The 15,337-nt window shown below is 45.1% G+C and carries 11 protein-coding genes; 6 read left to right on the top strand and 5 right to left on the bottom strand.

The features are described 5' to 3' along the window. Positions 1–686 precede the first annotated feature (686 nt). On the bottom strand, positions 687–3,515 hold the full coding sequence (locus tag LYZ37_RS24265) for a M16 family metallopeptidase (RefSeq protein ID WP_272788482.1): 2,829 nt from the start codon (positions 3,513–3,515) through the stop codon (positions 687–689). 771 nt (positions 3,516–4,286) lie between these two features. Here LYZ37_RS24265 and pnuC point away from each other — a divergent pair. The 3 genes from pnuC (at position 4,287) to LYZ37_RS24280 (ending at position 6,554) form a co-directional block, all read left to right on the top strand. Further along, positions 4,287–5,021: a nicotinamide riboside transporter PnuC gene (gene pnuC / locus LYZ37_RS24270; protein WP_004744170.1), complete on the top strand. Its 735-nt coding sequence runs from the start codon at positions 4,287–4,289 to the stop codon at positions 5,019–5,021. 8 nt (positions 5,022–5,029) lie between these two features. Next, complete coding sequence (locus LYZ37_RS24275) at positions 5,030–5,758, top strand: nucleoside phosphorylase (RefSeq protein ID WP_004744171.1); 729 nt, start codon at positions 5,030–5,032, stop codon at positions 5,756–5,758. Between the two features lie 115 nt (positions 5,759–5,873). Further along, positions 5,874–6,554, top strand: a complete 681-nt coding sequence (locus LYZ37_RS24280; RefSeq protein ID WP_069669880.1) for a Crp/Fnr family transcriptional regulator — start codon at positions 5,874–5,876, stop codon at positions 6,552–6,554. 184 nt (positions 6,555–6,738) lie between these two features. On the opposite strand, the gene LYZ37_RS24285 is transcribed toward LYZ37_RS24280, so the two are convergent. From LYZ37_RS24285 to LYZ37_RS24300, 4 genes are all read right to left on the bottom strand, one after another. After that, positions 6,739–7,122 carry a Rid family detoxifying hydrolase gene (locus LYZ37_RS24285; RefSeq protein ID WP_272788483.1) on the bottom strand — a complete coding sequence of 128 codons (384 nt, stop codon included), beginning with the start codon at positions 7,120–7,122 and terminating at the stop codon, positions 6,739–6,741. 188 nt (positions 7,123–7,310) lie between these two features. Next, a complete protein-coding gene (gene cfa / locus LYZ37_RS24290) occupies positions 7,311–8,435 on the bottom strand; it encodes a cyclopropane fatty acyl phospholipid synthase (protein WP_195877679.1) in 1,125 nt (374 codons plus the stop codon). Positions 8,436–8,578: 143 nt separating this feature from the next. Next, positions 8,579–10,069 carry an ABC transporter substrate-binding protein gene (locus LYZ37_RS24295; RefSeq protein WP_272788484.1) on the bottom strand — a complete coding sequence of 497 codons (1,491 nt, stop codon included), beginning with the start codon at positions 10,067–10,069 and terminating at the stop codon, positions 8,579–8,581. Next, positions 10,050–11,084, bottom strand: coding sequence for a Gfo/Idh/MocA family protein (locus LYZ37_RS24300; protein WP_272788485.1), 1,035 nt, complete (start codon positions 11,082–11,084; stop codon positions 10,050–10,052). Before LYZ37_RS24300 ends, LYZ37_RS24295 begins: the two co-directional genes overlap by 20 nt. 388 nt (positions 11,085–11,472) lie before the next feature. On the opposite strand from LYZ37_RS24300, the gene LYZ37_RS24305 reads away from it, so the two are divergent. The 3 genes from LYZ37_RS24305 to LYZ37_RS24315 all read left to right on the top strand — a co-directional run bounded on the left by LYZ37_RS24305 (position 11,473) and on the right by LYZ37_RS24315 (position 15,321). Then, the gene (locus LYZ37_RS24305) at positions 11,473–12,666 is read left to right on the top strand and encodes a hypothetical protein (protein ID WP_272788486.1); all 1,194 of its coding nucleotides are present in this window, start codon (positions 11,473–11,475) and stop codon (positions 12,664–12,666) included. A gap of 58 nt (positions 12,667–12,724) precedes the next feature. Beyond that, the gene (locus LYZ37_RS24310; RefSeq protein WP_049845166.1) at positions 12,725–13,399 is read left to right on the top strand and encodes a YopT-type cysteine protease domain-containing protein; all 675 of its coding nucleotides are present in this window, start codon (positions 12,725–12,727) and stop codon (positions 13,397–13,399) included. A gap of 563 nt (positions 13,400–13,962) precedes the next feature. After that, the gene (locus tag LYZ37_RS24315; protein ID WP_272788487.1) at positions 13,963–15,321 is read left to right on the top strand and encodes a TcdA/TcdB catalytic glycosyltransferase domain-containing protein; all 1,359 of its coding nucleotides are present in this window, start codon (positions 13,963–13,965) and stop codon (positions 15,319–15,321) included. Positions 15,322–15,337: the final 16 nt, after the last annotated feature.

Here is a 15,337-nt window from a genome sequence, read left to right on the forward strand (position 1 = left end):
GTTGGTCTTTAAATATAAGTTCACTATAACTCACTTTTATGGTGGCGGTACAAGAAATTATCTATAAGTGTAATTTAAGTTACTTATGTTTAGTTTGCTCGTTGCCATTGGCGTTGTTGAGCCAATGAGCTTGAAGAGCAACGACGCCATATATGACAAGGCGTTATCCTCTGACAGGCATGCCTAGCTAATCATAACTTAAAACTGTTCCTTTCTTTGTTTCAACTGATTCGACTCGTTAATCCAAAGCGCTATATGACTTATTTGTTCTTATCTCACAGCATGACCAAGCTTGTATATTCACGACAGAGGCATCGTGAGAGTAAAAGTGAGTTCAAAAATATACCAATCATATGAAATGAAAAAGCCCCTAGACGCGTCTAAAGGCTTGCATGTGGCGGTGAGCAGCCACTATGAATTTAGGTTTAGTGAGTTGCTTTAGGATAAGCACTATTGCAATGGGCGGGATATCAGCATAAGAAAACGGGTAGGACACATTGGATCACCTGTGCTTTTAAACATGCATGCGTCAGAACAGAAAACAACAAAGGCCTGAATAGGTCGGGCCTTTGTTGTCGTCATTGAAGCTCATCCTTGAGCAGTTAACTCAATATACAAAAGTAACACTCATCAAATTGGATTAAACGCACCCCAACAGCGTTGCTTTTGCCCAGCCAGAGCTTGTTTTACTGGTCAATATATTTTTCTGGAAGCACTCTTACTTGAAGTACATTGTCGACATCAATGAGCTTAGCTGCTGCCAAAATATCTTCTTTTGTTGCTGCAGCTAATTCTTGCGCAGTGATCCCATCGGCTTCAATTATATCCGGGTAAGTTTGCGCTGTTGAAGTTAAGTCGAACCAATAACTATTGCTTTCTACCTGCTGATCTACAGCGTCCATAATTGGCGTCGCTGCTCGCTTAAGTTCATCGTCTGTGATCAGCTCACTTTGCAACGACTTCAGCACATTCTTATAAGCTAAAAAAACCTTATCAACTTGAGCGATGGTCGTATTGCTATTGATTGTTAGATAACCGAAGTTTTTAAAATTGTAAGATTGCGTGCGCCCAGACCAAGGACTATAAGCGGCACCGATAGCCTCTCTGATTTCTCTTGTTACGCGTTGCTGAATGACGTTCTCCAACAACAAAAAGTGTAAGCTTTGTTTCGTATTACGAGCATCAGGCAGATCCCAGTAGCTACTTGCAAGTGCTGTTGTTTTTTCACCTTTGTGATACCAAGTAACATCTTCCTTTTTAATTGCTGGAAACTCTACCTGATAACGCTCTATTGTTGCGTTTGCCTTAATATCTAATGCACCAAAAGTTTGGGCCACGTAGTCAATCGCCTCTTGAGGAGAAATATCACCAACAATACCGATCTCTACTGGGCCATTCGAAATGGCATTATCCATTATCGGTTTCAAGTCAGACATAGAGAATGCATCTAGCTCTTTCATGGAAGGTTCGACCCATCGCAAGTCACCACCATGCAGTTTGGACCTAATATTAACAGCCTGAACTTCTTCTGGGCTTTCCTGGTAGGTTTCTAAGTAATTACTTAACATTTGTAGCGTGAAAGACTTGCCTTGTTCACGATAGCCACCGTCAATCATTAAGGCGGCAAATACCCTAAGTTGATTAAGCGCATCTTCATTTTTCACTGCCTGTTTCAAAACAAATGCGTTAGTCTCTACCGTGGATTCAAGGCCCATGGTCGTGCCTGCAAATATGCGCTTCAAATCATTAATATCATGAGCTTTAAGCCCACCAGTAGACATGCCGACGTTGTACAGATTAATCAGAGCAGATTGCTCTTGAGTTAATGACATCAGCCCTTTACCAACACGGGCAGAGATGTATACAACGCTCTTCTCAAAATCGGTCTGTTTAATATTCAACATGACACCATTATCAAAACGATAGCGAAGAATATGTCCATATTTGGACGTGCCAATTAGCTTAGCTTTACCTGGCTTACCAAAGTTCTGGTAAGCGAATTCAGTGGCAGCCTTCTCCACATAGGGCGTTACCTTAGTTTGTTGGCTTTCCGCGTATGTTTCAAGCAACGTCTTCTCAAGGCCTGGGGCATTGCTACGCTCGGTTAAATAGAGGCGAGGTGGTTGAGATGCCCACCTTTTCCGAAAGGCCTCATTGATTGATTTAACGGTCAATTGGTCTCGTAGTTCATAGAATATGGATAGGTCGGTTTGTGGTGATGCGATAACGTAACCACTATCAACGGCATTCATGACTCTGTTAGCAAGAGTGGCACTTGACGAATCCCCAGCCGTTTCAACACTAAGCTGTAGTTCATTTTCTAACGCTGTAAGCTGCTTCTTGATCTCATCTTCGGTAAAACCGAACTCAACCGCTTGACGTAATTTTTGCTCTAGTGTTGAGAGGCCAAATTCCCAATCTCTATCCGCTGTTGTCACGCCGATTTGACTTACACGAACAGATTCTAAGCTTATCTCCGATGACATACTCGGTGACAGAATTCGACCGCCACTTTCGTACGCTAATGTGTCAATACGATTAATCAAAGCCCTAGTGCTCAGTAAGTGAGTCCAGTACTCTAGATTGAGTGCCTTACTGTTGGCTTCAGGAGACTCCTTCGCGAGAAAGTTAAATTCTATTCGCGTCTCTACATTTGGATCTGTAAACACTTTCGCTTCAACTTTACTCGGCAACACGACGTTAAACTCTGGGTCAACAGCGGGCTGAAACTCTTTATTACGCCAGTCAGAAAAGAAATGTTTAACGCGTTCAAGCATAACGTCATGACTCACATCGCCAGCCAAAACCAGAGTTGTATTCCTTGGCGCGTAATAAGTTTGATAAAAACTTCTTAGGTCCTTTTGGGTGACTTGATCCATCCCTTTGATTGTCCCAAGGCCAATTTTATTGGGTAGATTTGCTCCTGCATAAATATAATCTGAAGAGTCAAGGAAACGGTCCAGCCCTACCGATTGACGCTCACGAACTTCAGACTTAATGACCTTACGCTCCCTATCTATTGCGCCTTGATCCAACGTTAACTCAGAAGCCGTCTCTCGTAATAAAAATAATGCCGTATTAATGCTTTCAATATCTGCCTTAGGTAAATCGAGTCGGTAATTAGTGTTGGTCATACTTGTGGTGGCATTAGTGTCTGCGCCAAAAGCTAAACCGTGCCTTTCAAGCATTGAAATCATTTCGCCTTCTGGAACATGAGTTGAGCCATTAAATGCCATATGCTCTAAAAAGTGTGCAAGTCCTGGCTCTTTACCTTTCTCTTGAAATGAGCCTGCGTCCACAAACATACGAATCGATAGCCCCTGTTTGGGCGTGCTGTTTTCAACGGTGATAACGCGCAACCCGTTATCAAGCAGAACCGTTTGATAACGAGAATCTAGAGCGATATCGGTTTGGGTAAACCAAAGTGCTGATTCATTAGGCGCTGAGATTGTCGTAAAAGGAAGAGACGACAGAGAGAGTAAGACAAGAGTTTGCTTAAATTTTTGGTTCCACATAGGTTACTGCACTGGGTCTAAATGATGATTGAGATTAATCCTATAGGCAGCGTAAATGCCTGTCGAGAAATTAGTAACCTCACAAAATTAGATTTTATATTAGTAATATAAGCATTACGTCGATGAGTGCGCGTAGTAAACACGTGCCCTTGTGAACTTTGGCGATGTAGCGGTTAGGCAAAGTACTGAAGTAACGATAACGTTTGATCATGAAGAGTCGTTTGATGTATTGAACCACTCGCAGCCTATTCTTCTCGCTCCGGTTATGTGATTACGTCTCAACATGTGGTGATTGGACGGGCGATCGAGTTCCTAATCCATACGACCCCACCTTCAGCCAAATAGACGCTCACTTGTGAGTTGACACTGCGGTACAAGCCAACAGTCCAAGGCCATCAATCGAAAAGATGGCAGTTGTACTGCTATGACTCATCGTACTATGGAAGCTCCAGTTTATGTACACGAGACCTCCTAGTGGGGGGGAATGAACTTTAAAGGCTTTGTAGTACGACAGGTAATCCGTTAAAAACTAAGTTAGTGCAATCACTGACACAGAAGTGTCCAAAATTCTGTTGTGCTTTAAGCCCGGCCACTCATACTTCAATGTGACGGTGTAAACCCATATGCATTTCAGCGTTTTAATAGTTTGCTTCGGGTAGTTATTGTTCTGATTTATGATCGTGCACAATTTAAGGGGGACAAATGTCCTCCTTTTTGTTTTATTAGGCGCAATAGGATAGAAGCAACGAAAAAACAATAAAGGGCCTTTTGATGGACTTATTCACTCTACTTGATATCAATAACACGCTCGTCGAGATCCCAATTGGGGGTGGCTACGCCATGAGCTGGATTGAAGCCTTCGGTACTGTGTTTGGTTTGCTGTGTATATGGTTTGCAAGCCAAGAGAAAACGATCAACTACCTGTTTGGATTACTGAATGTAACCTTGTTTGCGGTAATATTTTTCCAAATTCAGTTATACGGACTATTGCTTCTTCAACTGTTTTTCTTTTGTGCCAACCTTTACGGTTGGTATGCGTGGACACGCCCTAACGAGCAAGGTGAAACCTTGGCAGTCCGTTGGTTGAGCCGAAATAAGTTAGTGGCAACTGCGGCGGCTTGTGCGATTTCAATTGCACTGTTAACACTGTACATCGACCCATTTTTCTTTGCGTTAGCCAATATTGCCGTTGATGGACTCAATGTATTCGGGGCGGGTCTCGCAGAACCGGTCCTCGAACCTGATGCATTTCCATTCTGGGACGCGACAATGACAGTGCTGTCCGTGGTTGCTCAAATACTGATGACACGTAAGTATGTTGAAAACTGGATACTGTGGATTGTGATCAACATTATCAGTGTGGGTATCTATGCAACTCAGGGCGTTTATGCCATGTCCGTTCAATACGCTATCTTGATGTTTATTGCCGCAAACGGCACCCGTGAGTGGGCTCGCACCGCGAAACGAAATAGCGCTACCCCCTTGACTCACGCGACGGCTTCTTAGGAGTTAAGATGGTAAAGCAACCTCATATTGGTGTAGATGAAACGCAAATTGCGCCTCTGGTTATTGTTTGTGGCGAGCCTGATAGAGCCAATCGCATTGCGCGTTTGCTCACTGATGCTGAGCTTGTCTCCGACAATCGAGAGTATCGCGTCTTCACGGGGACGTATAAAGATCGAGCGGTTTCCGTCTGTAGTACAGGCATCGGTGCTCCCTCAATGATCATTGCGATCGAAGAGCTAAAGCTTTGTGGGGTAACTCATATTGTAAGAGTTGGCTCTGCAGGTGCGATGCAAACACACATTGGGCTTGGTGAATTGATTGTCGCGGAAGCGGCGGTTCGAGATGAGGGCGGATCTGCCGCTTATGTGAAACCGTCGTTTCCAGCTTACGCAAGTTTCTCTCTGCTTAAAGAGCTCGAGCAATTCTTACAGCAGCATCCCATTCCATATCATATGGGCGCGGTGCGTTCTCACGATAGTTTCTATACTGATGATGAGCAGGCGATTTGTCGATACTGGAATAGCAAAGGCATATTGGGAGCAGACATGGAGACATCTGCGCTGTTTACAGTCGGACGCTTAAGAGGGCTTCACGTTGCGTCTATCCTCAATAATGTTGTCTTGTACGAACAAGATGTAAAAGAGGGGGTTGGGCAGTATGTTGATGAGGCGGACGTCATGATGAGCGGTGAACGACTTGCCTCATTCGCTGCGTTAGAAGCCTTAATGACTCAATAACAGTGAGAATCACCTTGTTAAAAAGCGATGGAAGACCATCGCTTTTTTATTGAGCTCAATCCGCTACAATCGTGAGTAACTTCGACAGCAGGCCAAGCATTCAGAGACCGTTACTATGAAAATCGCCCCGTACCCAAGCGGACGTTTTAAGGACTATCTAAGACAAAAGCGTTCCGAGTTTAAAGATCTCATCTATCAACACCAAGTCAGCTCTCGGTATTTTGATATCAATGATGAAATCCTGAAGCAAGGGGAGCAACTGCAGCACCTCTATGTGGTCCCCGCAGGGCGAGTGTCAATGAGTATTTCGGCGGCGAATGGGCGACGCTTTCAGTTGGGGGAAGTGCGTTGTGACTATCATATTTTTGGGGAGATGGAGTTTTTCACCCAAACCGCTTGTCAATGGAACGTGGTGGCGGATGAACACATGCAGGTTGATGTCATTTGCATCCAAAACCTTGCCGAGGCGTTGCATAAGAAACCAGAGATGATGTTCTTTTTTGCGTCCGCTTTGGCCGAAGATTACCAAGATTCTATGGGCATTTATACCCACCGCCTTTTACACTCGATTACCTACAATATTGCGTACGACTTGTTGGTGCAAACTCAAACCAACACCGGGTTAGGGGGATTCGATAAAGTGAATCAAGAAGCAGAACGTTTTGGTACATCGAGCCGAGTGTATCGAAGAGCGGTCAATGATCTACTCGACAAAGGTTTTATCCAAAAAGGGCCTAGAGGGTTGGAGGTGACCGATCTGCGAGCCCTTCAAGCGTTTATTGACGCGTATGATTGATAGCAATCAGGGGGGCCTGTTTGAAGTGCTTGAACGTTGGCAACGGACGTCATGCCTCGCCCCACTTCCCTTCAATGACAGCCTTTAAGTCAAATCAGTGAGCCAGCGAGATCATACCTCTGGCCAATGAAACTGGATATCAAAGGTCATTGGCCAGAGGCCACGCTGGAGCACGGCGACGTGATTACTCGATGTAAGCGATCGCTTCGACTTCGACTAACGCTTCTTTTGGTAGACCAGACGTTTCAATACAAGAGCGTGCTGGTGCGTTCTCGGTGCCAAATATTTCCGTGTACACTTCATTGAACGCAATAAAGTTCTCCATGCTAGAGAGGAAGCAAGTGGTCTTGATCACGGTGTCTAGTGAGCCCCCACCTTGCTCTAAGACGGTTTTCAGGTTTTCCAATGACATTCGAGCTTGCGCTTTAATTCCACCTTCAACTAATGCCATCGTTGTCGCCTCAAGCGGCAGTTGACCAGACGTAAAGATAAGATTTTCAAATGCCATGCCTTGAGAGTATGGGCCGATCGCTGTGGGAGCGAGTTCGGTCTGGATGATTGTCTTCATTTCATTTCTCTTTTTCGGTTGTAGGATGTTGGTGGGTTTACACGCGCAATTGCGCTCAGAAATAGCGTGGTGCCGCTTGCGGCAATCATACCGATCGTGCGCGAGCGGGGGATCAATGCTGTCTGTCGCGTAAGCTTCAAAGTCAAGCTCGCCGCCTCAAATTCGCTGCCGTTTGTGTGAGTGAACCCTCATGTTGAACGCGTGGTGCTAGGTTGAGGATGTCCCGAGTGGGTAAAAAAGCATTGCCAAACTTGGAGGGCACGAGCGCGGAACAACCCCGCACAGGTAAGGAGATAAAACTGCCAAATCCGTTTCTGCTGACGTTCTTGTGCGGAGGCTTCTTGGGGCCAATACGACTCAATCTGCTGCCACCAAGCGATGAGCGTCGGATCATAGTGTGGCCCAATGTTGTGCAGGTCTTCAAGGACCAAACCACTTTGCTCAAAGGCAACCGCTAACTGCGAGAGTGCAGGGATGTAACCGTTAGGAAAAATGTACTTATGTATCCAAGGGTCCGTATCACCGGTTTGGTTGTTGCCAATGGTATGTATCAGAGCAAGACCGTCCTCTCTGAGACGTTCTTTAATGATATTGAAGTAGTGAGAGTAATTAGCCGGTCCTACGTGCTCGAGCATCCCTACTGAGACGACACGGTCGAACTGTTGGATCCCAGGAATATCACGATAGTCGGATAGGACGAAATCAATGGGCAGGTGGTTAAGGTTTTTTCGCGCCCATTGATATTGAGCTTGAGACAAGGTCACGCCGAGTCCCGTTACCCCGTAGTGTTCCGTAGCGTAACGCAATAATCCGCCCCAACCGCATCCAATATCCAACACCGTCATGTTTGGTTTTAAATCCAGTTTGCGGCAAATCAGGTCCAGTTTCTTCACTTGGGCGTCTTGTAGTGTGGTGGCGTCTTGCCAATAGGCGCATGAGTAGATCATCAAGGGGTCGAGCAATTGTTTATAAAAGGGATCGGCTAAGTCGTAATGAAACTGGATATCTTGTTGACTGCGTTTGACACTCTGTCGCTTTGCCAACAGCGATGTCAACTTTCGCCAGAGCGGTGATGAGTGGGCGTAAAGGTAGGGATAAAGTTCGCTTTTGGCGATCCGGCAAGTGAGCTCATCAAGGGCATCGCAATCCCACTGGTTGTGAACAAATGCTTCGCCTAAAGTGAGTGAATTCAATGATTTTAGCGAGTGAAGTAACGTTTTGTCATTGAGTTTGATGTCCCACTCGTTGGGGCCATCGATATTGACACCTGCGTTGTCCAGTAGTTGTTGGATTCGATCGCTGGGCACGAGCATTTGGCTTCTCCAGTTCAGATAAACGTGTACGCTATCTCACAGGTAAGCCGCTGAGGTGTCACTGTATTAATGAATATTAATGTTTGTTGCTTTGCAAAGGTCGGAGTGTTGATAAGTACTTAGTGCATCATGAGAAGCGGGCTCTACCCTCGAATGTCCTTTGGCCAAAGGGTATTGAGCTCACACCAACCGTATCCATTAATTTGGCAGCCTTGTAAGCGTTCAGACAGTTCGAGTACAAAAGGCTCTTGTTTGAGGATTGTGATCACACCTTGTTCACATAACCCGTCAATCAAGCGCGATAGCAAAACTTGTGAGCGTGAAAAATCCGACTCTTGGCGTATGGCCCGGAGGTGATGATGGAGTTGCGATAGTGTCTCGGTCGACAGCATTGAACAACGGAAAGGGTATCGCATTAAGAAAATGAGCCAGGCACTGTACGGATCATTTTCTTCAATAATACTGCACACCGTTGAACAAGGCGTCGCTCGATAGTGTCCATAAGGTATCGTGATGATAGGATCGTTAGGGGCTGCAATCTGCTGGCCTAATTGCTTCGATTCGGTGGTGTCTTCCACCACCAAATGCGGGTCGGTTGTAGTTTGAGCCCCTGATTGGATAAGCATGAACGTAGCGCAGTCAGGCAGCGCATGTTTGATGGTTGTTTCGGGCAGTTGCATGCGTATCTGGTTATGCGTACAGGCCTTTTGGGGTGCCCATTCCGGGTAAAACCAAAGCTCTATACGATCTAAAATTGATACCTGATAGGTGTATGAGGTGTTTCGGCGCAATCGAAGCATATTGGATGAAAATACATCAAGGGAGAATGCCCCAGAGCCAGTGAACGCGCCGGAAGAATAGACTCTAAACACGGAGGCTTCCGCACGGGCTAATAGCCGGGGTAAGTGCCAATCCGCTTGGTTTAATGTGATCTGAACGGTGCTGTCTGTGGGGGCTCTGATCGACGCAATGTGCTGATAGCTGCTAGACCAAGCGTCACTGTTCACAAGCGCCTCAAGACAGCGAACTACATCACTGGCTGAGAGGTTTCGACCATCATGAAATTGTACCTCGTGTCGCAGTTGAAAATACCATTGTGTCCCACTTGTATTTGCTTGCCAGTGAAAGGCTAAATCCCCAATAAGCTCACCATCAACGACGCGTGTAAGGCGTTGGTAGATTTGGGTCACTAAGAAACGCTCTGTTCGACGTAAGACTCGGTGAGGATGTAAGGGCTCTATGCGACGGTGAAAGGGGATCAAGACCACGCGTTTAAGACGGCGATGAGTTTCATTCAGGAATACCTGAAGCTCATGTCCAGCTTGTCGACCCCCAAAGCTGAGAGTATTAAATAATGTTTCAATTTGGCCCAGCTCTGCTAGAGGCTGGGCAAGTTGATGGCATGCTTCGATGGGTTCGATTAGGCAGGTTAACGCCGCCTTTTTATGGCGACCAGAGCTTGCTTGCCACGAGATCCAGTTCGACGCCTCGAACGATTTGAGTAAAGTGAAGACGTAGCGATCACTCACTTGCCACAAAGAAGCCAGTTGTGAGATCTGACAGAGCGACTCTCCTGGGCCGAAAGTTCGAAACAATTGCTCGTATAACTCGAGTTTACGTTTGAGGTTTTTCATGCTTGTTTTCTTGCTCATTGCATCGCGTTAGATGGGCAAAACCTGCGTGGGTTAGTGCTCGTTCTACGGTGGTCAAGACCTGCTCTGTTATACGCTGCGGGATAAGTTCAGAGTCTAGTTTTGATTGTAAGACTAACTCAGAGAAGTGATCGATTTCAAACTCAAACCCATTGCCCTCTGGTGGAGAGAACAGTGACGTTACCTTACCGAGTCGGTGGATCTCAATATGGGTTGGATTCCACCACTTTTCGGCAATAACCACAGTAAAATCGTCACCACATAAGGTGGCTGAACGAGGGAGGTCTTCAACGATCGATGTGTGGATCGTTCCTTGAATAGCACCTTGAAGTTGAAATTGAGATCGCGTATCGACCTGACATTCATTGAGTTCTGCGACGGCAGTGAAGAGTGGCTCGGCTGGTTCAACTCCCAAACAATCGCAGAGATCAAAATACAACCAAAGACCGTAAACCCCAACATCTAGAGTTGCCCCGCCTGCAAGCGCAGAGTTAAAGATAAATAGGTCAGGATCATAGTTGTGGTGGTTACCAAACGCGACATCAATCTTAGTCACTTGGAGCGCGTGTTCCTTTAGGTAGCGTTTAAGCTCAAGATAGGCAGGGAATGTGACGGTTTTCATGGCTTCCAACAGTAACAGCCCTTGCGCATGAGCGAGTGTTTTCATCGCCAGCCAGTCTGCCAAGTTGGTAAACGCGGGCTTCTCAACCAACACATGCTTTCCATGGCGAAGAAACAGCTCAGTCAGCGCTCGATGGTAGGGGTGTACCGTAGCAATATAGATGGCATCGACATCGGGATCTTCGGCCAATTCTTGGTAAGAACCGTAGCCTTTCTCAGCGCCGAATGTTGTGCGAAAAGTGTCGGCTCGGTCGATGCTACGAGCCGCAACGGCGTAGAGCTCGCCATGGTCACAGTGTTTGGTCAAGGCGACCGCGAATCGCTGCGCAATATTGCCCAATCCAGCGATACCCCATCTGACGTTTGATGTATTCATGATTTTCTCCTCCATATGCCAAACAGAATACAAAGTTTCATTGACTCGAAATAGTGTACAAACCGCGTGACTTGTTCAGGGTTAGTGCATGAGAAAGCAAGCAATTGCATTGGCCTAAATCCTGATGACATAAGACTGAAATGACACTTTTTGAAATCATACGTGAAGGTACAATCACGTTCAGTGACTCAAATATTGCTCATTGATAGTTTTGTTGGTTGATGGTGTCAATCATCAGAGACGCGTTCTATCTCGACCTTTGCAATTGTCATAAACCCTACGACTGCGTCGCAGACGAAACATCGCGGTTGTCTGGGAAGAATTTTATTTGGCATCGAATCCTCATCGGAACCTATCTGTTGATAGGAGATAGTTACTAGGAGCTTTTATGGGTGGACACCAAATCAAGAAGAGTGTCGTGGATGCGTTTCTTGAAGTAAAAAGAGACGTCAAAGATCTCTTGTATGGCAATACACGAAATAATGCGTTTGGTCCGCAAGCTAAACTGTTAGACGAAGCTCGGCATTCCGTCGTATTTGCATTAGCAAATACAGAGATCGAGCAGGCTTTGTCCTTTGATTCAGGGTTAGTGGGCAACTACATAGGTAATTTGACGCCACTGGATGACATTAAAAATGGTTGTCTCAGCCTCGTCGGGAAGACCAAGGCGGGGTCGAAAGCAATTCAAGCTGTTGGTCGAGTTGGCAAAAAAATCTCCGCCTTCCTGGATAAGATTAAAGATAAGTTGGCTCATTTTTTTCGTGGAATGATCGATAGGCTGCGTAAGCAGTACCCTGGGTTTGTTACCGCGACTTGGGCGGCTGAGCTGGGTGTTTGGCTTGCTGCGGAATTCGCCGATAACATTACCACGGCAGTTTCAGGGTGGAGCTATGTACAAAATGCAGCGGATATGTACGAAGGAGTCAAAACCGCAACGTACAAAGCGAAAGATTTTATGACGCAAATGTACAAAGGTGTTGGCGTGGAATTGCTTAATGGGCACCCTGCCTGTATCTCGAAGGCTTTGGCCAGGCATTCACTTGCAGGACTCGCGGGAGGGGTCGCTAAAGCCAGTATTGCTGGTGGTAAGATGGCCGCCGAAACTTCGACCTTAGGCAGTGGCGTGGGGGTCTTAGTGAGCGTTCTGTCGGGTTTATTAGAGCGAGTAATTGGGCTGGTTGATAAAGTGGTTCAGTCTCATCAAGTCAATAAGATCTTGAAGCAAGCCCAAGAGGTATGGTCAAAGCAAAATGCCGGAGAAAGTAGCATCTTGAATGACAATAAATCGTTTGCACAGTGGTTTCAAAACTCGGTGATTTATACGCCGGTTATTGCGGCGATCGTCATGGGTTCTGGATTGGTCAATCATCCAAACCTCTTCCTCAAGCTACTCGACAAAAATGGGATGCTGGTGTCGCAAAATACATTTGATCGGGGCACTCATTATATTAATGAATTGAGTAAGCAATCGGGCGCTTACATCAGAGAATACTCGGAGGCGTATGGGGTGAAGATATCGAGCAGCGATGCATTCCTAGAGTCGCAGTATCGCTCTTTACGTGATAACACTCGTAAGTATTAACCCTCTCAGTGTTGAGACCAATGTTGCTAAATTGGCCTTGTGATAAGACGGTAAAGGTATGAACCAAAACAAGAAAGCAATGCTCGAAAAGGCGTTGTATTTGTATAAGATAGAATTCGTTAAAGCAGCGGAGAAAAGCCGAGCTCAAATCAACTACCTTGGCCAGCATTCCCTCTTATGGGGTACCATGGGAGCCAATGGGATCAGCCCGGCTTTTTGGTTTGGTGTTTGCGCAGGGTTAGCCATTGAATGGACCAAGTACCGTGTTGCGGGCAATAACTGGGTAGGCACGCTAGACAGTGCCCGCACTGAGGCATTCATTACTCCGGAAAAAGAACGTAAAATCATTGCGAGTCTAAAAGCGGACATAGAACGCTCGCATCGACTGCAAGACCAACTGACGCTTGCTCTAACTGGTACCTGTAAACCAACAGGAAGAATCGATACGAGTCGTTACCCATTTAGCAATGCATACGCCAACCTGAAAGAGGACCACTATTACTACGTGTCGAGTGGTTCGCATGCGACTGCAATGTACGTAAGAAAACGCGGGAAAATTGATTTTTATGATCCCAACATTGGTGAAGCGCTTGGGATGACGAAAGCCGCTCTGCAACAGTATTCGCGAGCAGCCGTTGACTGTTCATGTCAAGTCTCGAACATGTCGAGGCTTGACGCAGAAAAGAAGCAGCTAACAATTACAGAATTTCAGCCTGTTGTTCGCAGCCACTAGCGTCAAGTGCTGAAGCTTTGTCATGGCTTTCGCATCACAACGCTCATACTGCCTTATTCCCTAAATACTCGCGGGTACTCACCGTGCCTGGAAGAAACCACGGCCCGGAGTGAATGATACTATTCACTCCGAATGTGCTTGTAACAATTGATTGCCTGAAGGCTCAGTCGACTTTACCCTCGATCCCCACCCGTATCCGTAATTCATTGGGCCCCCCTTTAACGCTCATCAACCGCCAATCATAATACTTTCGCATTAGATATGATGGCGTTTACTGGTTTAGACGTCTCTGCGAAGGACCCATTTCCGCATGGTCCCTGACCGTTCTCTACAGGCTGAGGCTAATGATTGTTTAGTCAAAAAAAGACTTATTAGAACTTGAATCTTCATGACAAACCAATGCATATATAAATAAGTAATAAACTATAAACAGTACAATCAATATATTTCATAGTATTTATTGAGCAAATCACACAATAGCAATATATTTAATGTGGTTATTGTTGATTTGTGCAATTTGAGGCAGTTTATAAATCGTTGTAAACAACAAGAACAATAGAGTTATGAACATCTACAATAATATTTCTTTTAATAAAATTGTTAATTCAATAGACGATTATGCAGATGTTGATAACGAAAGTAAAATTATTGAAATTATTGATTCCATAAATGAAAAGCAAACAATAATAAAGAGTGAGATAACTGAAGTAGAACGTATATTCTTTATTTGGATTGGAACATTAAATTCACGTGCATTAGAGTATATTGAAATTTGGCAAGATTGCTTCAAAGATAGATATCAAATCAACATATATGTTGATGGTCATTTTCTACTGTTTAACCATCTAAAGAAAATATTTAATGCTTGTTATTGCATTAATGATACAACGCCCGCAGACGTGATTGTTGAATATCAAAACCAGTTTTATCAAAAAATCGATACTCTTGTTTCTATAGGGCAATCATTTGATGAAGCCCTTATCCATATTGCCAGTACGATTGGTATTGATTTAAATCCTGCGCTAAAACTGGCGAGGCTTAAAATCGAGGCATTAAGAAAAATTGTTAACATTATTGATATAAGATCATTTGATGACATCTTCTATGACGAGCGTCTTAGACGTATGTACTTTAATGAGTTAACGCTTAGACACAACGCAGCGTGTGCTTCGGATATATTGAGATTAAGTCTGCTGTACAGAGATGGTGGAATGTATGTTGATGTTGATACTTTACCATCTCATCAGTTGGTGTATAGAGGGCTCACTCTACGTCATGGGGCGGGAAACGAAAACATCGTCGATGTTTTGAAATCTGAATACCTATTACGAGAGATTCGAAAGCTCAAGCAACGCTCCGCGAAACGAAATGTGTGCGTCGCTAAAATTGAAGAACAAGTAGGGAACGACGAATTTATTGACGCTCTAAAAAATCAAGCTGTAAAGCGGGTCGAAGCGCTGTTTTCTCAGCCCCCTGTGTGCGTGCATCGCGACATCATGAAAATTGCGACGATCAATCGATACTATGAGGTGAATAATAATGTTCTGATCGCGCACAAGGGCAGCCGAACCACCCGTATAGTGTTGCGTGAAATGAGCCGTCGATATAAATACCTTGAGAGTAACAATCTGCTCTTTTCCACCGAATCGACAAAGAAGAACGTTGATGGGTATCTTGCTCGATTAGACAGATATCGGTTTGACTCAATCACTCACGGTCAAGGGACAGACGTAACTCTCATACTGACAGGGCCATGCTTGATACATGAAGTGCTAATAGGTCTGCTTTATGAAGTGTGCCACTTACCGAAGTCGATATCGCCGTTTTCAGTATCATATCTGTTTCGCATCGAACGCTCTTTTTTGGGGTTTCATCATCAAGTTAATTATACACCAGAACATATGAGGTCATCATGGATGTAAAAAAGCATTAATCCCA

The sequence above is a fragment of the Vibrio tubiashii genome, from assembly GCF_028551255.1.
Lineage (GTDB): Bacteria > Pseudomonadota > Gammaproteobacteria > Enterobacterales > Vibrionaceae > Vibrio > Vibrio tubiashii_B.